The 24982-nt window shown below is 48.6% G+C and carries 24 protein-coding genes; 8 read left to right on the plus strand and 16 right to left on the minus strand.

Going from position 1 to position 24982, the window contains the following annotated elements; all coding sequences use genetic code 11:
• Window positions 1-52 precede the first annotated feature (52 nt).
• Window positions 53-1804 (minus strand): pyruvate:ferredoxin (flavodoxin) oxidoreductase, encoded by a 1752-nt coding sequence (gene nifJ / locus BRW63_RS10630; RefSeq protein ID WP_083582847.1) that lies wholly within the window; start codon window positions 1802-1804, stop codon window positions 53-55.
• Between the two features lie 438 nt (window positions 1805-2242).
• Here nifJ and BRW63_RS29925 point away from each other — a divergent pair, with 438 nt between their 5' ends.
• Window positions 2243-2851, plus strand: a complete 609-nt coding sequence (locus BRW63_RS29925; protein ID WP_073070969.1) for a zinc ribbon domain-containing protein — start codon at window positions 2243-2245, stop codon at window positions 2849-2851.
• Window positions 2852-3013: 162 nt separating this feature from the next.
• Here the strand turns inward: BRW63_RS29925 and BRW63_RS10640 are convergent, their stop codons facing one another.
• From BRW63_RS10640 to BRW63_RS10695, 11 genes are all read right to left on the minus strand, one after another.
• Entirely contained in the window at window positions 3014-3244 is a 231-nt protein-coding gene (locus BRW63_RS10640; RefSeq protein WP_073070971.1) for a HypC/HybG/HupF family hydrogenase formation chaperone, read from the minus strand.
• On the minus strand, window positions 3235-5565 hold the full coding sequence (gene hypF / locus BRW63_RS10645; protein WP_073070973.1) for a carbamoyltransferase HypF: 2331 nt from the start codon (window positions 5563-5565) through the stop codon (window positions 3235-3237). Before hypF ends, BRW63_RS10640 begins: the two co-directional genes overlap by 10 nt.
• On the minus strand, window positions 5562-8366 hold the full coding sequence (locus BRW63_RS10650) for a bifunctional acetate--CoA ligase family protein/GNAT family N-acetyltransferase (RefSeq protein WP_073070975.1): 2805 nt from the start codon (window positions 8364-8366) through the stop codon (window positions 5562-5564). Before BRW63_RS10650 ends, hypF begins: the two co-directional genes overlap by 4 nt.
• A 9-nt stretch (window positions 8367-8375) precedes the next feature.
• The gene (gene hypA, locus BRW63_RS10655) at window positions 8376-8717 is read right to left on the minus strand and encodes a hydrogenase maturation nickel metallochaperone HypA (protein WP_073070976.1); all 342 of its coding nucleotides are present in this window, start codon (window positions 8715-8717) and stop codon (window positions 8376-8378) included.
• Window positions 8699-9199 (minus strand): hydrogenase maturation protease, encoded by a 501-nt coding sequence (locus BRW63_RS10660; protein ID WP_083582849.1) that lies wholly within the window; start codon window positions 9197-9199, stop codon window positions 8699-8701. The genes hypA and BRW63_RS10660 overlap by 19 nt, the downstream gene beginning before the upstream one ends.
• Window positions 9200-9304: 105 nt before the next feature.
• On the minus strand, window positions 9305-10756 hold the full coding sequence (locus tag BRW63_RS10665) for a Ni/Fe hydrogenase subunit alpha (RefSeq protein ID WP_073070978.1): 1452 nt from the start codon (window positions 10754-10756) through the stop codon (window positions 9305-9307).
• A gap of 12 nt (window positions 10757-10768) precedes the next feature.
• A complete protein-coding gene (locus BRW63_RS10670) occupies window positions 10769-11311 on the minus strand; it encodes an NADH-quinone oxidoreductase subunit B family protein (protein WP_073070980.1) in 543 nt (180 codons plus the stop codon).
• Between the two features lie 239 nt (window positions 11312-11550).
• A complete protein-coding gene (gene hoxU / locus BRW63_RS10680) occupies window positions 11551-12261 on the minus strand; it encodes a bidirectional hydrogenase complex protein HoxU (RefSeq protein ID WP_073070984.1) in 711 nt (236 codons plus the stop codon).
• 391 nt (window positions 12262-12652) lie between these two features.
• The gene (locus tag BRW63_RS10685; protein ID WP_073070986.1) at window positions 12653-14278 is read right to left on the minus strand and encodes a NuoF family protein; all 1626 of its coding nucleotides are present in this window, start codon (window positions 14276-14278) and stop codon (window positions 12653-12655) included.
• 38 nt (window positions 14279-14316) lie between these two features.
• Complete coding sequence (gene hoxE, locus BRW63_RS10690; RefSeq protein ID WP_073070987.1) at window positions 14317-14844, minus strand: bidirectional hydrogenase complex protein HoxE; 528 nt, start codon at window positions 14842-14844, stop codon at window positions 14317-14319.
• Between the two features lie 13 nt (window positions 14845-14857).
• Complete coding sequence (locus BRW63_RS10695) at window positions 14858-15385, minus strand: universal stress protein (protein ID WP_073070989.1); 528 nt, start codon at window positions 15383-15385, stop codon at window positions 14858-14860.
• A gap of 203 nt (window positions 15386-15588) precedes the next feature.
• Here BRW63_RS10695 and BRW63_RS10700 point away from each other — a divergent pair, with 203 nt between their 5' ends.
• Both BRW63_RS10700 and BRW63_RS10705 read left to right on the plus strand, forming a co-directional pair.
• The gene (locus BRW63_RS10700; protein WP_073070991.1) at window positions 15589-15789 is read left to right on the plus strand and encodes a DUF2949 domain-containing protein; all 201 of its coding nucleotides are present in this window, start codon (window positions 15589-15591) and stop codon (window positions 15787-15789) included.
• A gap of 6 nt (window positions 15790-15795) precedes the next feature.
• A complete protein-coding gene (locus tag BRW63_RS10705) occupies window positions 15796-16857 on the plus strand; it encodes an ATP-dependent 6-phosphofructokinase (RefSeq protein WP_073070993.1) in 1062 nt (353 codons plus the stop codon).
• A 351-nt stretch (window positions 16858-17208) separates the two neighbouring features.
• Here the strand turns inward: BRW63_RS10705 and BRW63_RS29525 are convergent, their stop codons facing one another.
• Entirely contained in the window at window positions 17209-17331 is a 123-nt protein-coding gene (locus BRW63_RS29525) for a hypothetical protein (protein WP_262983533.1), read from the minus strand.
• Between the two features lie 468 nt (window positions 17332-17799).
• On the opposite strand from BRW63_RS29525, the gene BRW63_RS10710 reads away from it, so the two are divergent.
• Together BRW63_RS10710 and BRW63_RS27650 are read left to right on the plus strand one after the other, a co-directional pair.
• Window positions 17800-18249 (plus strand): pyridoxamine 5'-phosphate oxidase family protein, encoded by a 450-nt coding sequence (locus BRW63_RS10710; protein WP_073070994.1) that lies wholly within the window; start codon window positions 17800-17802, stop codon window positions 18247-18249.
• 116 nt (window positions 18250-18365) lie between these two features.
• Window positions 18366-18635, plus strand: coding sequence for a hypothetical protein (locus BRW63_RS27650; RefSeq protein WP_143162042.1), 270 nt, complete (start codon window positions 18366-18368; stop codon window positions 18633-18635).
• Here the strand turns inward: BRW63_RS27650 and BRW63_RS10715 are convergent.
• Complete coding sequence (locus BRW63_RS10715; RefSeq protein ID WP_223257349.1) at window positions 18632-18985, minus strand: hypothetical protein; 354 nt, start codon at window positions 18983-18985, stop codon at window positions 18632-18634. The genes BRW63_RS27650 and BRW63_RS10715 overlap by 4 nt on opposite strands.
• Before the next feature lie 371 nt (window positions 18986-19356).
• Between BRW63_RS10715 and BRW63_RS10720 the strand changes: the two genes are divergently transcribed.
• Window positions 19357-21663 (plus strand): BamA/TamA family outer membrane protein, encoded by a 2307-nt coding sequence (locus BRW63_RS10720; RefSeq protein WP_223257350.1) that lies wholly within the window; start codon window positions 19357-19359, stop codon window positions 21661-21663.
• 42 nt (window positions 21664-21705) lie between these two features.
• Entirely contained in the window at window positions 21706-21906 is a 201-nt protein-coding gene (locus BRW63_RS10725; RefSeq protein WP_073070997.1) for a hypothetical protein, read from the plus strand.
• 136 nt (window positions 21907-22042) lie between these two features.
• Here the strand turns inward: BRW63_RS10725 and BRW63_RS10730 are convergent, their stop codons facing one another.
• Window positions 22043-22498, minus strand: coding sequence for a GNAT family N-acetyltransferase (locus tag BRW63_RS10730; protein ID WP_073070999.1), 456 nt, complete (start codon window positions 22496-22498; stop codon window positions 22043-22045).
• A 187-nt stretch (window positions 22499-22685) separates the two neighbouring features.
• Between BRW63_RS10730 and BRW63_RS10735 the strand changes: the two genes are divergently transcribed.
• The gene (locus BRW63_RS10735) at window positions 22686-23240 is read left to right on the plus strand and encodes a diheme cytochrome C (RefSeq protein ID WP_073071001.1); all 555 of its coding nucleotides are present in this window, start codon (window positions 22686-22688) and stop codon (window positions 23238-23240) included.
• Window positions 23241-23276: 36 nt separating this feature from the next.
• On the opposite strand, the gene BRW63_RS10740 is transcribed toward BRW63_RS10735, so the two are convergent.
• Complete coding sequence (locus BRW63_RS10740; RefSeq protein ID WP_073071003.1) at window positions 23277-24401, minus strand: RNA-guided endonuclease InsQ/TnpB family protein; 1125 nt, start codon at window positions 24399-24401, stop codon at window positions 23277-23279.
• Window positions 24402-24982: the final 581 nt, after the last annotated feature.

Here is a 24982-nt window from a genome sequence, read left to right on the forward strand (position 1 = left end):
TAACAATTGAGCGCTCATACTCACCCCTCTTGGTTGCATCACTGAGGTAATATCATGATTGAATGATTAAATCAAGTAGAGGTCGCACCCCCATCACAGTGTTGATGTGCCCACCCATGCCATTGTTGTGGGCAACTTTATTGGCATTAATAATGTAAAACTTCAGATGTTGCTCAACGATTTGCTGCTGCATGGGTTGGGGTAGATGTTCCCACACTTCCTCAGTGTTGTACGGAGTATTCAACAAGAAGGTTCCACCTGCAACAACATGCTGAAGCATATCAAACCGTTCCAGGAATGCTGACTGGTGACAGGCGACAAAGTTTGCACAACTAATCAGATAGGATGAGCGAATCGGTTGTGAGCCAAACCGTAGGTGAGAAATGGTAACGGAACCTGATTTTTTGGAGTCATAAACAAAGTATCCCTGAGCGTAGTTGTCCGTTTCTTCACCAATGATCTTAATTGAGTTTTTGTTAGCTCCAACTGTGCCGTCCGAACCCAGTCCGTAAAAGATAGCGCGAATGACCTTATCTGATTCGATCGAAAATCCTGAATCATAGTCCAGGCTAGTGTGGGTGACATCATCATTGATTCCCACTGTGAAATGGTTTTTTGGACTAGCGGCTGTCAGATGATCAAATACACCTTTGATCATCGCAGGTGTAAATTCTTTGGAAGATAGTCCGTAGCGACCGCCGATAATTAATTTTGAGTTTTGAGCTTTGAGTGTTGAATTTGTTTCATAAATAGCGTTGACCACATCCAGGTATAACGGTTCGCCTGTGCTACCGGGTTCTTTAGTGCGATCGAGAACAGCGATCGCCTTCACACTCTCAGGCAACACCTCAACAAATCGTTTGACATCAAAGGGACGATACAGCCGCACTTTCACCACACCGACTTTTTCACCACGGGCATTCAGGTAATCAACCGTTTCATGAACTGCTTCGCAACCCGACCCCATCAACACAATTACCCGTTCGGCATCGGGTACACCGTGATAATCAAACAGGTGATAGGATCTCCCCGTTAATTGCCCTAATTGCTCCATCGCAGTTTGCACGATGTCTGGACAATCTGCGTAGTATGAATTGACCGTTTCCCGTGCCTGAAAATAGACATCTGGATTTTGGGCTGTTCCTCGCAGGACGGGATGATCAGGAGACAGTGCCCGCGATCGATGCGCGTGAATCAAATCTTCATCAATCAGCGATCTCAAATCCTCCTGCTCTAACAACTCGATTTTTGCAATTTCATGAGACGTGCGGAAGCCATCAAAAAAGTGCAGGAAGGGAATTCTGGATCGCAGCGTGGCGGCTTGAGCAATCAGAGCAAAATCTTGCGCCTCTTGCACAGAAGCAGAGCAAAGCATAGCAAACCCAGTAGCACGAACCGCCATCACATCACTATGGTCGCCAAAGATAGAAAGTGCCTGTGCTGCCAGCGATCGCGCTGCCACATGAAACACGGTCGGGGTGAGTTCTCCGGCAATCTTGTACATATTTGGGATCATCAGCAACAATCCCTGGGATGCAGTGAAGGTTGTCGTCAATGCACCCGTCTGCAAGGCTCCGTGAATGGTTCCAGCAACCCCTGCTTCGCTCTGCATTTCAACCACAGCAGGAATAGTGCCCCAGAGGTTTGGCTTGTTCTCAGAAGCCCAGACATCTGCCCCTTCAGCCATTGGCGTAGAAGGCGTGATGGGATAAATAGCTATCACTTCATTCAGTTGATAGGCAACTTGAGCAACGGCTTCGTTAGCATCAATGGTTGCAACAGTTCTCAGCTTAGAATTTGCCATAACCATAGAGTCCCAATGATTGGCTATAGCATTGAGGTTAGGTAAACAGTTTGAGGAACTTGTGAGGAATCAGACAATTTCTTTGGGCGTTCTTGCATCACGAGTGGAGAGGAGCGATATACGGTGCGCTTAATAGCACATCCGATCGTCTCCGTAATGAATATGAAAATATATGAAAAGATTCTGCCTATTCACCTTCAGCAGCACATTATGGAGAAAGATTCTACCGAAGTGCTAAATTTGGGGCGTTATGCCGAATCCTTCTGCCTATTCACCCACTACGGGATCTTAGGCGGAAGCTTTCAGTCTATTAATAGTTAGCCTGACGGGTTGAAGCCAGATTCTAAAATCTGCTGAAGAATTGTCAGGTTTTTGGGTCTACTCACAAGTTCTTCAAATTTATCTCCCATAATCTGGGTAAGAAGAAAAGGAGTGATTATGCCATCCTACACGTCTGACAAATATCAAGTACCCCTCTTTCGAGATTGCCCTCACTGTAAACAATCTATATCTTCAAACTTTCGCTATTGTCCTCATTGCGGAGTCTCGCTAATACAACCGATTCCCAACTATATAGATCCTTCAATCCCTAATTACATAAAAGCCCCAAAGGGGTTTACTCCTACTCCACCTGAATATCCGCGGCAAATTGATCCTCCAATAAAAATTGATATTCATTCGGAAGCGATACCCAACGAATATTGTCCACACTGCGGACAACTTATAATTCGTCCAAAACCTCTCGTAGACCCTCTCATTTTTGATGGACGGACGAACTATGTCCCCTCAAACAACGGCTCATGCTTTATTGCTACTGCCTGTAACGCAGACACAGAAACTTTAAGCACATTCTACAAATTCAGAGACAAAATTTTGTTGCCTTCGTTCTTTGGCAAAAAATTAGTCCAATTTTACTATTGCTTTTCACCTAGCATAGCTCAGGTTATCCAGAAATCTAAGATACTTCAAAACTCGATTTTATCTATATTACTCAAGCCGTTAGCAGCTTTATTGAAGCTTACTGTTCTTTACCCCAAAGAACCTTAGTGCCTTCGTATCAATGCTTGGCTATTGCCTTATTAGGAGGATTAGTGGTCTAACAATCCTGTTGGAGTGGCGAGCAGAGTTTTCTTGCTTCTATTCAGGGCTGTTATCGCCGCTCAACAGGGGCGTTATGATAATCGATATCGATCGCGCTTCATTGCACGATCAGGTCTGAATTTGCTCTAAGTACCTCAATGTTCGTTCTGCTTCTTGAGGGTCAAGAATACTGAGGGCAAAGCCCACATGGACGATCGCATAATCATCGATTTTTGCTTCAGGCACATAGGCAAGACTGACTTCTTTAATTACGCCTCCAAAGCTGACTCTACCAGTCCGCAGCAATGGATCGTCCTGATTGTGGATGCCGATAATTTTTCCTGGAACTGCTAAACACATCGTTCTTTACCTCCTGAAATTTCCCGTAGCGCTGCCATGATTTGACCCAATGCAATGCCGCCATCGTTGGCTGGAATCTTCTGGTGCCAGTAGGGTCGAAATCCTTCTGCTCTCAATCGTTGAATGGCGCGTTCGGTTAGATATTTGTTTTGAAAACAGCCGCCTGTAAGAACGACTCGCTCTTCTCCAACTCGGTTCGCGATCGCTACTATCATCTCAACCAGTGTGTTATGAAACTTGGCTGAGATATTGCTGATCGATAGACCTGATCGACTATCAATTAAGATTCTCCGTACCATCGCTGCCCAATCTAAGATCTCCGACTTCTTTGGAGAAGTCGGAGATCTGGTTGATTGAATTTCAAATGGATAGGATTCATCGGTTTCAAAGCCCTCGATCGCAAACTCTAATTCCATCGCTGCCTGCCCTTCAAATTGGATGTATTGACGCAATCCGAGGATTGAAGCGATCGCATCAAACAAGCGTCCGGCACTGGATGTAATTGGAGCATTGAGATTCTTGTTCAGCATAGTTTTCAAGATTTTTAATTCTTGATCTGAGAATGTTTGTATAGAGTCAAGTGCCTTCATCTCAAACACCTGATCACCATACAGCTCGTAAAGCAATCCGATCGCCGATCGCCTCGGTTCTTTAACGGCTTTATCTCCTCCAGGCAGATGGAACGAACGCAGGTGAGCAACCCGCCTAAAGGTCGTATCGGTGATGTGCAGAAATTCACCACCCCAGAGAGTGCCATCCGATCCGTAGCCTGTGCCATCCCAGGCAATGCCTAAAACGGAACCCTCAAGCTGATGCTCTGCCATACAGGAGAGGATATGAGCGTAGTGATGTTGAACGGGGATAACCGGAATCTGCAATTGATTAGCAAGTTGATGAGCGAACTGTGTAGAGCGATAATCGGGATGTAAATCGCAGGCGATCGCAGTCGGTTGCAGTTCATAGATCTGTTGAAAACTAGCGATCGTTTGTTGAAACGCCTCAAATGCCGGAACTGTCTCCAAATCGCCAATGTGCTGACTGACAAAGACCTGCTGATTGGTTGAAAAGGCGATCGTATTCTTTAAATGTGCGCCAACGGACAGGATTTTGGATTTTGAATGAATTGAAATCGGCAACGGCGCATAGCCCCGCGCACGACGCAATACCACTTTCTGTTCCATCACCACTCGAACAATGGAATCATCAATTGGACGGGCGATCTCACGATTATGAATAAGAAACAAATCAGCAATGGTTCCGAGCCGTTGGATGGCTTCCTGTTCATCGGTGCAAATGGGTTCATCGGCAAGATTGCCACTGGTTGCCACAATAGGAAAACCCACATCAGCCATCAGTAGGTGATGTAAGGGCGTGTAGGGCAACATGATGCCTAGATACGGATTGTGGGGGGCAACAGATGGGGCAATTTTAGCGTTGAGAGTTTGGGTTTTGGAGTGTTTTAAGAGAACAATCGGAGCTTCGGGCGATCGCAACAACTGTTCTTCTAACTCTGAGACTTCGCAATCAGCCTTGATTAACTCCAGGGAAGGATACATCAATGCAAAGGGTTTAGCGGCTCGTTGTTTTGCTTGCCGCAATCGCTGAATTGCTGTCTCATTACGAGCATCAACCATTAAATGAAATCCACCCAAGCCTTTGATCGCCACAATCTTGCCCTGGCGAATTGCATCTGCTGCTATCTTCAAAGCATTGTCGTGAGACGCGATTTCACCGGATGGATTCCACAATTGTAGATGAGGTCCGCACTGCGGACAGGCATTGGGCTGGGCATGAAACCGCCGATCGCCAGGATTTCCGTACTCTATTTGACAATCTCTGCACACTTTGAAGTACTGCATCGTTGTGTTAGAGCGATCGTAGGGAAGCGCGTCAAGGATGCTGAAGCGAGGACCACAATTCGTACAGTTGGTGAAGGGATAGCGATAGCGGCGATTTGTAGGGTCAAAGATCTCCTGAAGGCACTCTGGACAAGTGGCGATGTCGGGCAGAACAATAGCTGTTTTCTCACCCACAACACTTTTGCGAATTTCAAAAATAGAATAACCAACTGGATCAAACCATGAGGATTCTAAACTTTGAATGTGCGATCGCGATGGTTTTTCTTGATTAAGTCGGTGCAGAAATGTATCGAGCTGCGATCTCACTCCTTCAATGTCAATCACGACACCTTGAGCAGAATTATTGACCCAACCCGTTAACCCTAAATCAGCCGCTAACCGATAGATAAAGGGACGAAAGCCGACCCCTTGAACAGCTCCCTGAATCACGAGATGTAATCGTTGCTGGAATACAATATTCATCGTGTGATTTGTTGTACCTCAATCGTTGCTTGCATCACGCCTGCTTCGATCGATCGCAGGCTAAATCCTAACTTTTCACAGACTCGCTGCATCGCAGAATTATCAGCCAGAATTTCGGCATGAATGTGTTCTAGCTGTTCATCCTGACCCACTTGGAGCAAACGTTTCAGCAGTTCTGTGCCTAATCCCTGACACTGGTAGCGATCGCTGACCAGGAGCGCAAATTCTGCCTCATTGGTGCCGTGCAGTTTGCTGAGTCGGGCAACTGCCAGAATTTCATGCGCTTCGGTATCTGGATGAGTATAGTCAGCCACCAACGCCATCTCGCGATCGTAATCAATAAAACAGAGTCGCGTCAGGCGATCGTGAGCCGTGCGTTGACTGAGTTTAATCAGATGAAAATAGCGAAAATAAACGCTTTGTTCAGACAGTGTTTTGTGGAACTGAATCATCAGCGGTTCATCTTCAGGACGAATGGGACGAATGGTGAGGAAGGTGCCATCCTTCATTGTCCAAGCAGAAAGGTATTGCGTGGGATAAGGGCGAATTGCCAGCCTGGGTAACTGATCCAGGTGAATATCCAGTCCATGCAAAACGATGCGAGCATCCAGAGCGATGAATGGAGCCGACTCCTGGCTTCTGGCTAGTAAGGGATTGATATCAATTTCTTTGATCCACCGTTGCTCGACGACAAGTTGACTGAAGCGCACCAATAGTTGCTCTAATGCGGCTAAATCAACTGCTGGTCGTCCGCGAACGCCTTTGAGTGCCCGATAGATGTGGGTTTGTTCCATCATCCGTCGCGCCAGTGTGGTGTTGAGTGGCGGTAGAGCGATCGCCCGGTCTTCAAACACTTCTACCAGTTGTCCACCCGATCCAAACAACACGACAGGTCCCAACTGATCATCCAGACTGCTACCCATGATCAGTTCATAGCCGTCGAGTTTAACCATTGGCTGAACGGTAACGCCAATGAAGGAGGCGGGATCAGCAACAACAGCCGCTTCAATGTTTTGATATGCTTTTCTAACAGCATCAGCATCGGCAAGATTCAACTTCACGCCACCCACATCTGATTTGTGGGTGATGGTTTGTGAGAGCAATTTCAGCACAACCGGATAGCCGATCGCATCTGCACAATGCACTGCATCCTCTTCACTCTGGGCAACACAGGTTTGAACGACAGGAATGCCGTAAGCATGGAGAATTTGTTTAGATTCGGCTTCGGTTAGTAGGGTGCGATCGGCTTGACGAGCGGTTTGGATGATGGTTTCTACCAAGGGGCGACCCCTTGCGGGTATCTCGAAGAGATCGGGAATTTCTGCATCTAATCCAGCTAATGTAGGCGTTTCGTAGATGCCTCGCAGGTTATAGCTGTAGCGCCACATGTCGCTGAACACTCGTGCGGCTGCATCGGGATAGGCATAGGTGGGAATGCCAGCCTGGTTGAGAATTGCCTCCCCTGCTGCCACATCGGCTCCGCCCATCCAACTTGCCAAGATCGGTTTATGTTTTAGAGATGCTGTAGAGGTTTGTGTAGTTTCGACATAGGCTTTCAACTGCTCGGCTGTTTGTGTAGGATCGGTCATCGCTTGCGGCGTGAGAATGGTCAACAAGCCATCACTGTTGGGATCTTGAGCAGCAATTTCCAGTGCTTTTGCATAGCGCTGTGGATCAGCGTCACCGAGAATATCGATCGGGTTGTCATGACTCCAGTGTGTGGGCAGGACTTGATTCAAGTGGGCGATCGCTTCCTCCGATAGTTCCGCCAGTTCTCCGCCAGCAGCAATCAGCGCATCAGTAGCGAGTACGCCTGGACCTCCGGCATTGGTCAAAATCGTTAAGCGCGATCCTTGCGGACGGGGTTGTTTTGCCAGCACTTCTGCCCTATCAAACAAGTCAGAAATGGTGTCAACTCGCAGAACCCCACAGCGATGGAAGGCAGCATCCAGCACCCCATCACTCCCCGCTAAAGCTCCGGTGTGGGACGTGGCGGCTTTGGCAGCGGCGGTAGTGCGACCTGCCTTCAGCACAATAATCGGTTTGGTGAGGGCAACTTCCCGCGCTGCGGAGAGAAACGAACGGGCATTGGCGATCGACTCCATGTAAATCACGATGCTGTGGGTGTGCGGATCGTCGCCCAAATAATCGATCAAATCACCCCAGCCCACATCCAGCATGGAACCCACTGACACAAACGCACTGAAGCCCACATTCTCCCGCAAACTCCAGTCTAAAATGGCGGTACACAGTGCCCCACTCTGGCTAATAAAGCCCACATTGCCAGGACGCGCCATTGCTCCTGCAAAGGTGGCATTCAAACCCGTAAGTGGATTCATCACGCCCAGACAATTTGGACCAATAATGCGTAAATTACCCCGCCGTGCCCGTTCCAAAATTTGCGCTTCTAATGCCGCCCCCGTTGCCCCCGATTCCTTGAATCCCGCCGAGATGATGATCGCGCCTTTGACCTTTGCTTCTACGCATTCCGTAATCACATCAGGAACGCCGGGAGCAGGCACAACTACGATCGCCAGATCAACGGGTTCAGGAATGCTGCTAACGGTGGGATATGCCTGAATCCCCAGCACACTATGTCTCTTAGGATTGACTGGAAATACTGTGCCACCAAAAGTGTGGCTGATCAGATTCCAGAGCACTGTTCGCCCGACACTGCCAACCCGATCGGTCGCCCCAATCACCGCCACACTTTTTGGTGCAAAGATGGCTTTTAGAGGTTGATGCTCAGTCCGCAAGATATCGTAGGCTTTGTCCATCGCTGACTTAAATGTTTCGGGCATCACCCCTCCTCAAGACACATCGAGAAATGCCAATTCAAACTCTTGTCCTTGTTTCACCTCGCAATTGGGCTGGTGACACTCAGGACATTCATACAGTAAATCTGTGGGTTGAAATTCAAGCTGGCAATTGGCACAGTAACAGACCACAGGAACTAGCTCTGTTTCGAGCCGAGCATCTTCTGCGATCGTGCCTTTTTTCGCAATTTCAAACGCAAATTCCAAAGAGTCGGGTACAACTCCAGAAGCCGCACCCACTCGCATATGCACTCCGTCAATATGGTGAGCGCCTTCCTGTTTGGCACGTTCCACAGCCCGCTCTAAAATACTTTGCATCATCCCAACTTCATGCATGATTCTGTCCTCATTGATTGCATTAACTGTTCAATTTCCTGGAGTGCTGCTTCCATGCCCTGATTCGCAACCACAGAAAAGCACTCTCCCAACTCAAAATTTATCCCCGGCACCATCACCCACCACGCCTGGGGATGTTTGCTATAGAGCGCCTGTGTCATTGCCAGCAACACCTGCGGTTCACACCAATGTCCTGATGTGATGCCATCAGCAGGCTCCAGTAGGCGAACTTGGATCTCTTGGTCTGCGGTGGCAGGATAAGCATCAATAAAAATGGCGATATCAACCTTTGCCAGCAATTCAACCAATTCGGGGGTCAGTTGGTGAACGGCGATCGCCTTCACATTCGGCATTCCCCAAGTTGCAATCTGTTGAGCAATCTCCTGCCCTACGCCATCATCACTGCGGAGCGGACTGCCGTAACCAATCACTAGAATCGATCGGTGCAAGCTTTTGAGTGTAGCGGCTAGGTGGCAGTCCATGATGTGTTCCTGATAATTTCCTGAGGAGCGATCGACCTATTGGCTCCACTTTGAGGTTAGGAAAACAATTTGATGAACTTGTGAGGGTTTATAAAAAATGAATCATTAATCTCGCCAGGTTTCGTTGAGCAGCGTGCCATCAGCACCAACCAGTTGAACATGGAGCGGCATCTGCCCAGCAGCGTGGGTGGAGCAACTGAGGCAGGGGTCAAAAGCGCGAATTCCGGCTTCCACTCGGTTTAGCATTCCTTCCGGGATATCAGAACCGTGGATGAAATGGCGGGCGATCTGCGCCACAGTTCGGTTCATTGCCAGGTTGTTTTGTCCGGTGGCAATCACTAGATTCACTTTCTGCATTAGCCCGTTTTCGTCTACCTGATAGTGATGAAATAACGTACCGCGTGGGGCTTCGCTGACTCCCACACCTGACCGTTGATTAATGCCTGCATCGGCTCTTAAATGCGTTGAGAGTAAGTCTGGATCATCGATCGTTTGTTCAATTTTCTCGATCGCGCCCAAAATCTCAATCAAACGGGCGTAGTGGTAGAAGAATGAAGATGTAACGGTGCCATGACCGCGATCGCGAAATTCCCGCAGTTCTTGATCCGCTAGGGGTGTCCCAATCTGGGTGCAAATATTTAGCCGTGCCAGGGGGCCTACGCGATAGATACCGCTGTCTAGCCGACAGTGATCGTTCTGGTCGGGGTAGCCCAAGGGACGGTAGTAGGGGGATTTCAAGTAGGAATCCGATTCCACCGCTTCGCCAATAAATTCCTGGTAGCGAGCGGGATCGAGGCGGTCAGCGACAATGTTTCCGGCACTATCGACAAAGCGAAGATAACCGTCGTAATGCTCCCATAAGCCATCGGGTGTGACCAATCCCATAAACAGAGAGGGAAAATTGCCAAAGGTTTGGGCTTCGCGTTCGTGAGTCTGAAGCAATTGCTTAAATTGTTCTAGAGCATTCAGGGCAGTGGTGCGGACTTCTGGAATGCGATCGCGGATATGAGTCCGTCCCTCTTCAGACAAGGGTTCTCGCACTCCACCAGGAACCGCCCAAGCGGGATGAATTTTGCGTCCCCCTAATTGTTCAATAATCTCTTGTCCAAACTGACGGAGGCGAATGCCGCCCCGTGCTAAATCAGGGTTAGCCGCCATTAACCCAAAGATATTGCGCGTTTGGGGATCACTTTCCATGCCCAGCAACAAATCGGGTGCGCTGAGGTGAAAGAAGCTGAGGGCATGGGACTGGATGATTTGTGCCAAATTCATTAAGCGGCGTAGCTTGACCGCTGCGGGGGGAATCGTGACTGCCAGAATGCGATCGCCCGCCTTAGCCGATGCCAGCAGGTGGCTAACGGGACAAATGCCACAAATCCGCGCTGTAATGCCTGGCATTTCCCACAGCGGTCGTCCCTCACAAAACTTTTCAAATCCGCGAAATTCTGTGACATGAAAGCGGGCATCGGTGACTTGCCCGACATCATCCAGGTAAATTGTAATTTTGGCGTGTCCTTCAATCCGCGTCACCGGATCAATCACAATTCGCTGAGACATCAATCCTCCTCCTTAGCCGAATTTGATTTGTTGTCCTTCTAGATGAGGCATATTGCCTGTTAATAGCGGTTCCAGGGCAGCTCGAATCCGATCGGCGGGCGGTGGACAACCAGGCAGGTAAACATCGACCGGAACAACAGTATGAACAGGCGTGACCCGATCGAGCAAAGGCGGCACAATTCCCGGCTCAGTGGGAATCTGAGCATGAAGATCAGCCGCTTCGATGTAGCATCGTTGCAGTACAGGTTCAGCACTGCCAAGGGAGTTGCGGAGAGCCGTGACGTTGCCAGTCACCGCACAATCGCCAAAGGAAATCAGCAACCGCGATCGTGCTCTGACTTTGCGAATCATGTCGAGGTGATCTTCGTTGGCGATCGCCCCTTCCACCAGCACTATATCCACACCTTCTGGATACTCTTTAACATCCATAAACGGGCTATAAACGAAGTCAACTTGGGCTGCCAAATCAAACAGCCATTCGTCCAAATCCAGAAAGGACATATGGCAACCGGAACAGCCACCTAGCCAAACGGTTGCGAATTTTATCCGTGCCATATTTCCCTCCAGTTATCCTTGTGCAACAACTTCTTGCTGCTTCTACTAAATGAAGTGAGTAGCCTGGAGCAAAAATATGTCCAGAGCTTCCTTGATTTGGTTCACCATTGCAATGGCTGGTTGAGGCAGGAGAGCGGCTTCTGCAATCAAGAGGAATAATGCAAAAATGAACCATAAAATAATCCACAGATAAGTTTCGGGAAAATGCGGTCGTAACATATTAACTACCTCTTTTAGGACTACCATTGTTGTTTTTGACGAGCTGTTGCAATAAATTCAATCCGGGCGCGATCGTGCACCATTTCACCCACACTGGAACCTTGATGAAAAATTGCCCCTGTGGGACAAGCTTCAACACATTTGCCGCAAGATGTACAGGTTTGAGACGTGCCCCAGGGTTGATTGAGATCTGTAATCACATGGGATTGAGAACCCCGACCCGCCATATCCCAGGTATGTACGCCTTCCAGTTCATCACAAACGCGAACACAGCGAGTACACAATACACAGCGATTGTGATCCATGCCAAAGCGATCGTGGGAAAGATCCACTTGGCGATCAGGAAATTGATACTCCAGTCGCACATGATCCATTCCCATTTCGATCGCTAAATCTTGCAGTTCACAATTTCCATTGGCAACACACACAGAACAAACATGATTGCCCTCTGCAAACAACATTTCAACAATTATGCGGCGATAATTTTGCAAGCGATCGGTGTTGGTTTGAATCTCCATGCCCTCTGCCACTTTAGTGACACAGGCAGGTTGAAGTTTAGAACTACCCGCAACCTCAACCAGGCAAAGCCGACACGCCCCCACCTCAGAAACCCCCTCCAAATAGCACAGCGTAGGAATGTGAATACCCGCTTCCCGTGCTGCATCCAGAACGGTTTCTTCTTCACGGGCACTGACTAAGCGATCGTCGATCGTTAGGGTTTTGACAGCCATAAATTATTCCATTAAAGATGTAAGTTTCAGCAGATCAAAATTGGAACTTCAAGGGGGTTTGACTTGAAAAATCTATAGTGGTTCTTTTTTAGTAATTTTCTTCAACTCTAGTGCTCTGCACTTAGGACACACTCCGTCCAAAACTTCCGATTGGAAAAATAGTGTGTTGCATTTAACACATGACTGTGGTGGTATGATTTTTGTCTTTTGTGTTAGTGGTGGAGAAATTTTATTGTTTTTCTCCTCTCCTTCTCTGCACTCCGAACATATCCCACCCAACATTTGCCATGAGAGAAACTCTCTATAGCACTTTGTACACAACTGTGTTTCTCTCAACATCCTTTAAACCCTCCTACCTCAGAAAAGAAATAGACCTTAAAGCTGTCTCTCATCACGGTTTATCAATCAATGTCCTATATTCATCCTCGAAGTGGCGCAAGGTGCTGAGAACTGGGTTTGGAGCAGACTGACCCAACCCACACAGGCTCGTGTGTTTTACCATATCGCACAGTTCCTTGAGCAATTCCATATCAACGTCAGTTGCTTGACCTTCTCGAATCTTTGTCAGCAATTGATGGAGTTGCATAGTGCCCACTCGACAGGGAATGCATTTGCCGCAAGACTCATCTCGGCAAAACTCCATAAAGTAATGCGCCACATCCACCATGCTAGTCGTCTGATCCATCACAATCATGCCACCCGACCCCATCATCGAGCCGAGCTGCGTCAACGATTCGTAGTCCACTGGCGTATCAAAGGCTGAGGCAGGAATGCAACCGCCAGAAGGTCCACCCGTTTGCACCGCTTTTGCTGACCCGCCATCGGGCACGCCGCCCCCCATTTCCTCCACAATTTGCCGCAAAGACGTTCCCATCGGCACTTCAATCAGGCCCGTATTGCGAATTTTGCCTGCCAGCGCGAAAACTTTCGTGCCTTTGCTTTTTTCGGTGCCAATGCTGGCAAACCAATCGGCTCCGTGGCGGATAATGGGGGCAATATTAGCAAAGGTTTCGACATTGTTGATTAACGTGGGGAAGCCCCACAATCCCCGTTCGGCTGGATAGGGAGGACGCGGACTGGGAACGCCCCGCTTGCCTTCGATCGATGCCATCAGCGCCGTTTCTTCTCCGCAGACATAGGCTCCTGCGCCAATCCGAATATCAATCCGAAAGTCGAAGGGAGAATCGAACACCTGACTGCCTAAAAGTTTCAACCGTTGCGCCTGTCGAATGGCAATTTGCAAACGACTAATCGCTAAGGGATATTCAGCCCGGACGTAAATGTAACCTTGAGTAGACCCGATCGCATAAGCCGCGATCGCCATTCCTTCCAGCACCCGATGCGGATCGCTTTCCAGCACACTGCGATCCATGAATGCCCCCGGATCACCCTCATCCGCATTGCAGATCACATATTTACGTTCTGCGGTTGCCTTTGCCACCGTTGCCCATTTCAAACCTGTGGGATAACCACCTCCACCTCGACCCCTTAACCCACTGTGGGTAATCGCATTGATAACGTCTGTTGGCTTCATCTCATACAGGGTGTGGTAAAGCGCCTGATAGCCCTCAGCAGCGATGTAGGCTTCGATTCGTTCTGGGTCAATTTTGCCGCTGTTTTCCAGGACGATCGTCCGTTGCTGGGTAAAAAATGGCTGAGTGAGATCGCCCTGCTGGAGGGTCGTTGGTGTATTTGCAGGGGTTTGGGATTGAAGGGTTGCGACGATTGCAGAAACCTGATCGGGAGCCACTTTTTCATACAGAATTTCAGAATGCTCCAGTTCTGCTGAAGTATCAATCTGAACCAGTGGACCTTGGCAGCACAACCGCATACACCCTACACCAGAAACCTGCACGGTGTCTGTCAACCCTGCTTCTGTAACTGCCTGTTCCAACCCAGTTTTAACCGCCAGTGCATTAGAAGAGAGACAACCCGCCGCAACACAGCACCGAATTTGCAACGCTTTTTGAGATTGGCGTTCCTGTTCAGCAATTTCCAGTAGTTCAGAGAGATCCATAGTGATTGATTATTGCTGTGTGATTGATTCCCTGTTCCCTATTGCTCTTTTCCCAAATATTCCTTCAGACGATCGCCAACCAACTCTGGTGTTTGATGACCACATACTGTTCCGTCAAACACAACGGCAGGGGCAATCCCACAGGCTCCCAAACAGCGGGCAATTGAGAGAGAAAGCTGATTGTCCGCTGTCGTTTCACCTGCATGAATCTGGGCAGATTGCTCAACCGCTGCCAGCAATGCCGCTGCACCTTTGACATAGCAAGCAGTTCCCGTACACACTACACAGCGATGGATGCCTTTGGGTGCCAGAGAAAACAGATGGTAAAACGTCGCCACGCCATAAACCCTACTGGGAGGTAGCTTCAGGCTATGAGCAACGTAAAGCAAAAGATCGTTTTCGAGATAGCCAAACAGTTCTTGCGCCTTGTGCAGGATTTCAATTAACGCATCTTGTTGATACTGATGCCGTTTCATCGTTGCGTCTAGTATCTGAAAACGCTTGTCTCCACTGGGATGCTTGAGTGAGACCCCTTTAGTACTTCTAATTTGCTGACGAGTGGTCATGATCGGTAAGTGTCTACGACACCGCTGTAACTTGTTTGTCAGGAGTAACCTCCGATGGCTCCCGAACTTGACCTTGCACGGTGAGAACCGAACAAGGAGCATGATGCAGCACATAGTTACTCACGCTGCCGAGCAAGAGTTCATTCAAGCCAGAATGCCCCCGCCGACCGATCAGAATTAGATTAGCCTCCCGTGTGCGAGCAAATTCGCAGATGGTTCGACCCGGACTGCCAGAATTTTGGGTGAATTCAGCGCTTACGTCCGCAGCAGCGGCTTGCTCTACATAGGATCGCAGCATCTCCAAACCCCGATTTTCATAGTCTGCCCATTGCTTCTGGTGCATTTCCGAAATTTCGCCAGCGATCGTCGGGTAGTAGTCCAACCCAATCATAGAGACGTTGGGGCTGCCTTCCTCTTCACTAGACAAGACGTGCAATAGCATCAGACTAGAATTTGTTGCTTTTGCAAGATCAAGGGCTTGATCAAAAACCTGATGACTATGCTCGGAACGGTCGATCGCCACCAGAATTTTGTGAAACATATTTTTCCCTCTTTACAATTACTGTAAATAGTTGGCTTCTAGGACACCCAATCAAACCATTGACCTCTACGTTGAAGTTAGGAGAAAAATGTGAGGAACTTGTGAGGCGAGTTGAAAAGTTTGAGAATAGAGGGTTTCAGTTTCTCACAACTTCCTCAAACTTATTCCCTAATCTCAAGGCAATGGAATTCAGAGGAGCCATGATGGAATCTAAGGAACTAACTCAATTGCTGCAATTTTTGCAAACCGATCTGGCGATTCCAGATGCGAATCTCCAGCTTGCTTTACGACATCCTGAACAAACGCCTGGAATGTTACCGATGATTCTTTGGCAATACGGATTTGTTACCCTCAACCAGTTGAATCAAATTTTTGATTGGCTAGAACAACGGCTTTTGGGATAAGTCGCTATGAATAGGCAAACACGATTGGGAATTCTAACCAGCGGCGGCGACTGTCCTGGACTCAACGCTGTAATCCGAGCGGTAGTGAGCCATGCCACCCTGACCTACGATTGGCAAGTTTTTGGCATTCCCTATGCCACTCAGGGTTTACTGGAACGTCAGATGATTCCGCTGCATGTGCATAGTTTTGACCTGCGCGGCATCGATCCGCTACTCAGCATGGGTGGCACGATCTTGGGCACGATCAACAAAGGGAATACTCTGGCTTGCATGGATGAAATAATTTCCAGTTACCAAGCATTGGGACTCGATGCCCTGATTGGCATTGGCGGCGATGGTAGTATCGCTATTTTGAGTCAACTGGCATTGCAGGGCAACTGGCAATTCATTGCGATTCCCAAAACAATTGACCATGATGTGGCACTTACCGAGCGCACGATCGGCTTTGATACGGCGGTGAATACGATTACAGATGCTCTCAACCGTCTGACGTTTACAGCAGCCAGTCACGATCGCGTCATGGTCGTCGAAGTAATGGGACACGAAGCAGGTCACCTGGCGCTGCATTCTGGCATTGCTGGGGGAGCCGATGTGATTTTGATTCCCGAAATTCCCTATTCTATTGAAACAGTATGTGGTCATTTAGCCGAGCTGCACGATCGCTGGCAACGCAAATTTGCGATCGTCCTTGTGGCAGAAGGCATTCATCCCGCCCACGATGCCAACTACCTACCCCATCAAAAACCATCCGGTAGCAGAGGGCAGTATATTGCCGATTGCATTGCCAAGTGCAGCGCTTATCCAGTCGATACACGGGTTTCGGTGTTGGGATACATCCAGCGTGGCGGCATTCCTTCTGCCCTCGATCGCTTGACTGCTGCCGCTTTTGGCAAAACTGCGGTGGATTTAATTGCTGAAGATCAATCAAATCAGATGGTGGCTTGGCAAAATGGACGGGTAGTTGCCGTTCCGATTGCACAAGTTTGCGATCGTAGCCCACTCGCGGTTGACCCTGATGGCGATTTGGTACAAACGGCACGCGCATTGGGCATCTACATGGGTGAGTAGTATCCTGTAGGTTACAACAGCTTAAACTCTCTTTTTGTTTCTTTACTGCATTGATGGAATCTTCACAAGTTCCTCAGATTTTCATCCTACGCTTTAGATAGATGGATGACACGTTATCCACCGCGTTACTAAACAGTTGATTACAAACGGATGTGACGCTTTTTATGACAGACTGTCCTTGCTGCGGATACCCGATGGTGCATTGTTTCTGTCATCATCAAACCGTTTCGTTCTGCCGCCATTGCTGGCAAGAGATGCCAGATTTGGTGACACTGCACGACTATTCCTTACTGAAACTGAAACAGCGCTCGCTGGAACAAATGATTCAACAACCGACCAAACAATCTCTTCTCAATCAGCCTCTTCTAGCAGCAGCCTGACAGGGATGCTGGGTTCCCGTTTGACGCAGCTACTTGCCCAAATTCTGTCTGCGCTCCAGGCTAGAATGCCCGCCACCCACAGCAGCAATGCCATGAAGTGGGTTAACTGATCGGTTTTTGCTCAATCCTGAAGGCAAGATTTTCTTTGTGGCGATCGACGTGCTGGCATCTCCTCAAGAACTGTTGAACTTGGGCTTAGTTCGCTAAGATTAGCTAGTTCGGCGGGAATCCACACACCATACGCTTCGTTGGCAAAAAATAACCAATTTCTTACCAACGAAGCGATAGTTCTGATATACTTCTGAGCAAAGCAACATAAACGCTGCAACGACTGCAAAAACCACGCAGTCAGGGTCGTGAAAACCAAACGGTCAAAGTGGCTAGTCATGATTGTTGAAAACATTTGGGTCTTGGGAACCAGGACTCCTGCCCTTGGAGGGAATGTAAGACCAACGGAATTACGGAGTTCTAGAGGCGATTCCCGATGAATTGGGAAGCCCACAACGTACCGCCCAGCGGTCGGTGTGTGGTAGTTCACTTGACTACAAATAGGATAATCATCATGTTAGATATCGATGAGATGAGTTCAAAAGAAATTCAAGAACTCTTGCAGCAAGTCGGACACGGGCATCTAGGCTGCCTCCATCAGGGAAAGCCTTATGTGATGCCAATGCACTACTACCTCAAAGATTCAGACATCTACATTTTTACGACCGAAGGGATGAAGTCTCATGATATGGACGCGAATCCAGATGTCTGTTTGCAGGTGGAAGACGTTCGTGATTCAGAGCGCTGGCGCAGCGTTGTTGTCATGGGTCAAGCCAAACGACTCACCGAGCAGCCAGACATTGACCAGGCGATGCAGTTTATTAAAACCAAAAACCCAACACTGTCGCCTGCTATCAATCGCACCTGGGTTGATGCTGAGGGACGATCGGAAGTGATTGAAATCTATCGCATTCACCCCACCGAGATGAGCGGACGGATGACGGATGGGGTGAGCAGTCGGTGAGCATTGAAAAACCACGAAACCACGCTTGTGGGCAAAGAGGCAAATCTTGAACGGTATCTTTATCAACTTGTCACAAGGAACAAATCACGAATCATTCACAACGGTATGTTCTGGGTATGGGTACTTCCTATGGGCTACTCGGCGGAGTGGTTCTTGGAACGATATTTAACAACCTAGCTTTGTGGATAGGAATTGGAGTAGCGATCGGGCTGCGATCGGGGCTACGATCGCCAGAAGTAGAAGATAGAAGATTACCATTTCTATCAACAGTAGATACTTTTAGACAGGATCACCACCGCCCTGTAGAAGCTCTATCGGCGTTGCAGAATCAAGGGATGAATACGCCCCCCTGTCCCCCAATTCTGGTGATACACCTTGCTGATTAAGCGATCGTGCGAAACCGTTCTTGAAAGATTGCCTTGTCTCGACGCTGCGATCGCACCTGTTGTACCAAGGCATCGATATCGGGTAAGGAAGCCCGAACCAATCCACCCGATTCAGGAAGTTCTGCTGGCGGATCAACTGCGATCTCATGCCAATCTAATTCCAGCACGGAACAAATTTCTAGGAGAATCTGGCGATCGATGGGTTGCCCGGTGAAAAACGGCCAAATCGGTTGGCGTGTTTTTAGGTTCACCTCCCCTGCCAGATTTGCCTGAGTCCAACCTTTCAGAGCAAACGCTCGTTTTGCCTGTTGAATCCCATTGGGTGATGCTTGAAGCGATCGCTTGACCATAAGGCAGAATTTCTAGTCTAAAATTTAAGAAATCAAACATCACATTTACCTCAATACAGCGAAATCAAACGCCGTTCACGTTAAACAGTACTGGGGCGATTGAAAAAGAATTTAAAGACACGAGCAATTGTTAAGGGAACTCTATAAGGGGATTACGCTTCATTGTTCACTATGAATGACTTGAGAAATCCGGCTCATAGAGTTATGCCAATTTCGGAGGCAGTTACGACTGATCGTTCAATCCGACGGGGCACGGCATGCCATGCTACGCGGCTCTATTGCATCCACGAATCAAATGGGTATGACATCGAAAATCTGTCTTTTGATATTGAGATAAGAAACAAAGTGGGATTGTTCTAACATTAAACTTTTTGAGACAGCAGAGTGATGGGTTTGCTCGTCAAACTAAACCGTCCAGATCGCTCATTTCAGACTATAAATATCTCACCCCAACTGATCGCCGCCTTATGCGCCTCTCGACCGTCACAGTCTGCACTCTCGCCGCGCTCTCTACGTGGGATGCCTGCCAAAACGCAAATGCTGCTGTTTTAGAAACGCCTGCGATCGAGAAAACCGCCGATGTTGTCGTTGCGACGGATGCGATCGCGCCTGCGCCCATTCCCAAAATTGTCCCGCCTGAAACGATCGTCTCTCAAGAGTTTTCAACGAAGGCACCAGTGCGGGTGGCTCAAACCAACGCTCAATATTATCAAGACTATCAACCTACAGCCGCGACTCCAGCGATCTCTCAATCTCCACAGATAGATGCCCCGCCGATAGCAACACCTGCGGCTTCGGTCACACCTACCCCGCCGACTTCGATTAATCAACCGACTTGGATCATTCCTCAAAATGTGACTTCCCCGATCGTCAATCCTCCCGCGACTCCGGCTCCTAAACCGATCGTCAATCCATCTCAATCGCTGCCCTCTGATTTAGTGGTGACGGCAACTGACGTGCAAATTGTGGGTGCAGATCCTGAGCTACAGCAGATTGTTCGCAGCAACATTCGCACTCAACCCGGCGGAGGCACGAGTCAAAGTCAACTTCAAGCAGATGTTGCGGCAATTTTGGAAACGGGTTTGTTTAGCACTGCCAGCGTTAACAGTCGCGCAAACTCCAACGGGTTGAGTGTCACCTTTCAAGTGCAGCCGATCGTGGTGCGGTCTGTGCAACTGGTCAACGCTCAAGCGCTCACGCCTGCGGTGGTTAATGATATCTTTCGATCGCAGATTGGCACGATCGTCAGCCCTTCGGCACTCAATCAAGGTGTGCGACAAATCAATCAGTGGTATGCCCAAAATAGCTACAATTTGGCGCGAGTCGTGGCATTGCAGCCTAGTCGAGAAGGCGTGTTGACGATCGAAGTCGCTGAAGGTGTGATCGGCGATGTGCAAATCCGATTCACCGACGAGCTAGGCAAACCCGTCAACGACAAAGGCGAACCGATTCGCGGCAGAACTCAAGAGAGTTTTATTAAACAGCAGGTACAAATTAGGCCAGGACAAGTTTTTAGAGAAGATATTGCGCGACAAGATCTGCAAAAGCTCGTTCAAACTGGGCTGTTTACTAACGCCCGTGTCAGCTTAGAAGGCGACGCAAAACGGACGATCGTCGTCTACAACCTCACAGAAGGTCGCGCTCGTTCTGTCAATGCAACGGGTGGCTACAACACCGATTTGGGTCTTTATGGTGGAGTCAACTATCAAGACCGCAACGTGGCAGGAATTGGGCAACAACTCAGCACCAACGTCTTGATCGGCACGAAAGACGCTCAATTTGATGGACGGTTTATCAGCCCCTACCGCGACAGCGCACCCGACAAGCTAGGCTATAGCGTCAACGCCTTCCGCCGCAGAGGGCTGTCTCGCGTGTTTGATGACAACGTTAAATTGGAAAACGGCGATCGCGTTCGAGAAGGACGATTTGGGGGCGGCGTTGAGGTCAACCGTCCGATCGATAAAGACTGGGGTGGATCGCTGGGCTTAAACTACAACCGTGTTAGCTTGCGGGATGCGAGTGGCAATGTGGTCAGGCGCGATCGCAATGGCAATCCGCTTTCGTTTAGCGGCACGGGCATTGATGATTTGGTGTCGCTCAATTTTGCGGCGGTTCGTGACCAGCGCGATAACCCGATCGATCCGACTAATGGCTCTCTTTTGAGTTTGAGCACTGAGCAATTTTTGCCGATCGGCAGTGGCAGCATTCTCGCTAATCGCCTTCAGGCAAACTATACGCAATATGTGCCTGTGAATATCTTAAACACGCTGCAAACTAAAAACGAGCCAGAAACGTTCGCCTTTAATATTCAGGGAGGCACCACGATCGGAGACTTGCCTCCCTACAATGCCTATTCTCTCGGCGGCCCGAACTCTGTCAGAGGCTATGATGCGGGCGATATCGGCATTTCTCGCACCTATGTCTTAGCTTCGGCAGAATATCGCTTTCCGATCTACAGCATTATTGGAGGCGCAGTGTTTGCCGATTTTGCTTCTGATCTAGGGTCAAGCCGATCGGTGTTAGGGCAGCCCGGAATCGAGCGTGGCAGACCCGGATCGGGGTTTGGCATTGGGGCAGGGGTGCGCCTCAAGTCACCGTTAGGAGTTATTCGCGCTGATTTTGGATTAAACGATCAGGGTGATAGCCGGGTGCAGTTTGGGTTTGGGCAAAAGTTCTAGGAGATTTTTCGTTAAAATATACCATAAGAAAAAAGGTGAGATATGTCCCAGCCTGAGTTAGACCCTGAAGCCTCGATGAAGTCGTTAATTGAGTCGGCGACATCTGTGAAAGTTAAAAAATTTTTTCAGTATGATGTAACCTCAAAAGGAACTACAGAAGGAACCTTTCAAGCCAGTGATGGGCGTAAGCTAGGGTTTGAAATCGCCGACGATCGAACCCACGTATTTGAGCTGACCGATTAGCTGGAAAAACTTGGCCTGTAGCTTTTAGCCTTCGCGTAACTTTCTGTTCCATGGGTTCTGAGTTAAAGTTTCCCAGAATTGGGGAATTCTAGGGAACACTCGGAGAATTTCTTTGCTGGAAATCTTCTTAGCTATCTCACTCAGCGTCAACCGATCGCGCAATATCCAAAGCTTCAATTGGCTGATTAAACAACACCATTGTTGTACTGGAATTAACTTCAAAGCCAATCTTTTCGTAAAATGACTGTTGATGAGTCGTCATCAAATAGACCCGCTCAACTCTGTTGACGTGAGGATGACTCAGCACCGTTTCTACTAATTTGCGTCCCAATCCTGCACCTTGATAGTCAGGGTGAATCACGACATCCCAAATAGTAGCTCGATAGATCCCGTCTGAAATCGCTCTCGCAAACCCAATTAGCCGATCGCCATCCCAAGCTGAGATGACGGGATTGCTGTGTTGAATTGCGATCGCTAACTCCTCTGATCGGCGATCGCTTGCCCAAAATGCTGCAACCCCAAACAAGCGCTGAAGCTGCTGAAGATCGATCTGTTCTGGGCGATCGCAAAGCTGAATATGACTACAATCCATTCCTACCGTTTTTACCCTTATTGAATCTACATGCTGAGGCTGCCAATTCCAATGATCGAGGCGGCTCGTTTTCATTGGCAGAATGATCACAAACCCCTCTATCCTGAATAGAGAAACATCCAGGGAAGATATTGAGTCTAGATGGCAACGGGTTCTGTAACGTTCGTATCCAAATTGGTTGAAACCTATGCTCCGTTTCCCTCGTCGCGTCAAGACTAACCCGTCTAAACCTCGAAGGCAAAAACGTTCTCCGATCGTGCTAGTCGCGCTGCTGCTGATTTGGAGTCTGTGTCTAGGATTGGGCTTGGCGCAAGCGATCGAAGCCCCTCAACCTTCAGCCGTGGTAGGAACAGTGGATGTCGTGCCCGATCGCTACAAGTTTGGACAAGAACTTTATTTAGAAAACTGCGCCACTTGTCACATTGGGGTTCCTCCGTCGGTTTTGCCCACTCAGACTTGGCGCGATCTGCTACAAGATTCTCAGCACTATGGCGTTGAGGTTAAACCTTTAATTGACCCGCCACGTCAGTTGGTGTGGAACTATTTGCAAACGTTCTCTCGACAGGTGGCAGTTGACGAAAAAGTTCCCTATCGAGTCTCTGAGTCTCAATACTTCAAAGTGTTGCACCCCAAAGTAGAGCTACCGCGCAAGCTCAATCTCGCGAGTTGTGTGACGTGCCACCCCGGAGTCAGTCAATTTAACTTCCGCAGCCTGACCGCAGACTGGGAAAATGCGCCTTGACATACTCCCCGGCGTGAACGCACGGGGATTCTAAGCTCAGACAGCAATTGCAGGCATAGCCTGTCTAACATCACCTAACTTAAGGGTCGATGCCCCAACCCTTTGAATATTTATCGCGGCGTTCTCATCTCGTCCGTTCACAGACTGACAAGACGGGCAACGCCATTCTCTCACCGACAAATCCAACTCTTTCAAGACGTGCCCACAGTTTGAGCAAGTCTTAGAGGATGGATACCATCGGTCGATGAAGACAACTTGTTTACCTTTCTTTGTTGCCACCCATTCGAGAATTTTCAGAAATTCACCAAACGCGAGATCTGAAATTTTGCGTCCCCATAAACGCTGCATGCCTTTGAGGTTTAGCGTCTCAAAGCACAAAACATCGAATTGATTCGTTAAGTCGTGCGCCAACTTCCAGAACCAATCAGAGCGGTGGTTCACTACGTCCTCATGCTTGCGAACCAAATTCAATCTTGCTCGTTCCCGATTCGATGAACCTTTCCGCTTTTTGGAATGATTGCGACTGGCTTTCTGGATGGCATTCAGCGATTGTTTGAGGAATTGCGGCGATTCGATTTTTGTTCCATCTGAGGCGGTGAGGAACGTCTTTAAGCCAAAATCAAATCCAGCGATTCTACTCGTCTCGAATTTGGTTTCAGGCTCATCAACGCTGTCAACAACCACGACCATAAACAACTCCCCTAATGGAGTGCGTTTAATGGTCAGAGTTTTGACCGTGCCCTCAATTTCTCTAGAATTCCAGTATGGATAGACTCGATTCCCAATCTGGATGCGATCGCCGCTTAGAAACTTGTAGCCAGTTTGCTTGAGGGTGAAGGACTTATGTCGTCTCACTTTCTTGAAGTTGGGCGGTCTAACTCCTTTTTTGGGGTGTTTGAAAAACAGTTGATAGGCTTTCTCAATGCGTTGGCAGATATCCTGCACCGCTTGGGAGCCGACTAGCTGCCAGAATTCTTTGCGCTGCCGCAGTTTGGCAATGTGAGCCTGAAGTTTCGCGCAGTTCAAGTGTTTGCCCCACATCCGGTAGTAGCGTTTGTGGAGAGCAATACAGTGGTTATAGATGACTCCAGCCGCATTAATTGAGCGCTTGAGAAATCGATTCCGCTTGTGATTGTACAACTTGAACTTCAAGGTTTTCATGGGTCTATGGTAGCATTAATCGTATAGACAACGTATAGATAACAATGAAAACAGTATAAATCTTCGGGTTGAGGAGTCTAGGCACCAAAAGCTTAGAGATGTTGCAAAGGAGCGGAAAAAGACAATGACTCAATTGATAGAAGATTGGATAGACAGACTTCCGAATCCAAACAAGGAGATCTCTGTGGCTGAAGCAGCGCTCAGACCTGAAGGAGGGTTTCCCTCCGTAGGGGACTGAGTAAGAAGCCACGCGGGAACCCGATTCTTCATCCCCGTCGTAAACGAGCAGGGCTTTAACGGTTCCCGAACCCTCCGTTCTGGTAAAAATAACGTCAGTTCGACAGAAGCGGTTCACTCCGATTGTGAATCCGGGAGAGCTACCTGAGCCAAGCTTTCCGGTTCAAAGTCCCTCAGAATGGGGGATTTAGGGGGCTGATGCCGCTCAGAACGAAGCGAAAAACCTCGTCGAACTGATGTTAAAAATAGAATTTTTCTGACAATTTGGTAGATACAAAAACCAGAATGGTTACTTCAGAGTTGCGCTCTACGCTAATCGATCGTTCTATTCATGCCAAAAACTG

It is taken from the genome of Phormidesmis priestleyi ULC007 (assembly GCF_001895925.1).
GTDB lineage: Bacteria > Cyanobacteriota > Cyanobacteriia > Leptolyngbyales > Leptolyngbyaceae > Phormidesmis_A > Phormidesmis_A priestleyi_A.

Bases quoted from the DNA above. Each gene is read 5' to 3' on its own strand.
- BRW63_RS10650 (WP_073070975.1), bottom strand. From the start codon at position 8,366: ATGCCCGAAACATTTAAGTCAGCGATGGACAAAGCCTACGATATCTTG.
- BRW63_RS10710 (WP_073070994.1), top strand. From the start codon at position 17,800: ATGTTAGATATCGATGAGATGAGTTCAAAAGAAATTCAAGAACTCTTG.
- BRW63_RS10695 (WP_073070989.1), bottom strand. From the start codon at position 15,385: ATGTTTCACAAAATTCTGGTGGCGATCGACCGTTCCGAGCATAGTCAT.
- hypA (WP_073070976.1), bottom strand. From the start codon at position 8,717: ATGCATGAAGTTGGGATGATGCAAAGTATTTTAGAGCGGGCTGTGGAA.
- nifJ (WP_083582847.1), bottom strand. From the start codon at position 1,804: ATGGCAAATTCTAAGCTGAGAACTGTTGCAACCATTGATGCTAACGAA.
- hypF (WP_073070973.1), bottom strand. From the start codon at position 5,565: ATGAATATTGTATTCCAGCAACGATTACATCTCGTGATTCAGGGAGCT.
- BRW63_RS29925 (WP_073070969.1), top strand. From the start codon at position 2,243: ATGCCATCCTACACGTCTGACAAATATCAAGTACCCCTCTTTCGAGAT.
- hoxU (WP_073070984.1), bottom strand. From the start codon at position 12,261: ATGGCTGTCAAAACCCTAACGATCGACGATCGCTTAGTCAGTGCCCGT.
- BRW63_RS10670 (WP_073070980.1), bottom strand. From the start codon at position 11,311: ATGGCACGGATAAAATTCGCAACCGTTTGGCTAGGTGGCTGTTCCGGT.
- hoxE (WP_073070987.1), bottom strand. From the start codon at position 14,844: ATGACCACTCGTCAGCAAATTAGAAGTACTAAAGGGGTCTCACTCAAG.
- BRW63_RS10730 (WP_073070999.1), bottom strand. From the start codon at position 22,498: ATGGATTGTAGTCATATTCAGCTTTGCGATCGCCCAGAACAGATCGAT.
- BRW63_RS10685 (WP_073070986.1), bottom strand. From the start codon at position 14,278: ATGGATCTCTCTGAACTACTGGAAATTGCTGAACAGGAACGCCAATCT.
- BRW63_RS10715 (WP_223257349.1), bottom strand. From the start codon at position 18,985: ATGGTCAAGCGATCGCTTCAAGCATCACCCAATGGGATTCAACAGGCA.
- BRW63_RS29525 (WP_262983533.1), bottom strand. From the start codon at position 17,331: ATGGCATTGCTGCTGTGGGTGGCGGGCATTCTAGCCTGGAGCGCAGAC.
- BRW63_RS10735 (WP_073071001.1), top strand. From the start codon at position 22,686: ATGCTCCGTTTCCCTCGTCGCGTCAAGACTAACCCGTCTAAACCTCGA.
- BRW63_RS27650 (WP_143162042.1), top strand. From the start codon at position 18,366: ATGGGTACTTCCTATGGGCTACTCGGCGGAGTGGTTCTTGGAACGATA.
- BRW63_RS10705 (WP_073070993.1), top strand. From the start codon at position 15,796: ATGAATAGGCAAACACGATTGGGAATTCTAACCAGCGGCGGCGACTGT.
- BRW63_RS10725 (WP_073070997.1), top strand. From the start codon at position 21,706: ATGTCCCAGCCTGAGTTAGACCCTGAAGCCTCGATGAAGTCGTTAATT.
- BRW63_RS10640 (WP_073070971.1), bottom strand. From the start codon at position 3,244: ATGTGTTTAGCAGTTCCAGGAAAAATTATCGGCATCCACAATCAGGAC.
- BRW63_RS10700 (WP_073070991.1), top strand. From the start codon at position 15,589: ATGGAATCTAAGGAACTAACTCAATTGCTGCAATTTTTGCAAACCGAT.
- BRW63_RS10660 (WP_083582849.1), bottom strand. From the start codon at position 9,199: ATGGACTGCCACCTAGCCGCTACACTCAAAAGCTTGCACCGATCGATT.
- BRW63_RS10740 (WP_073071003.1), bottom strand. From the start codon at position 24,401: ATGAAAACCTTGAAGTTCAAGTTGTACAATCACAAGCGGAATCGATTT.
- BRW63_RS10665 (WP_073070978.1), bottom strand. From the start codon at position 10,756: ATGTCTCAGCGAATTGTGATTGATCCGGTGACGCGGATTGAAGGACAC.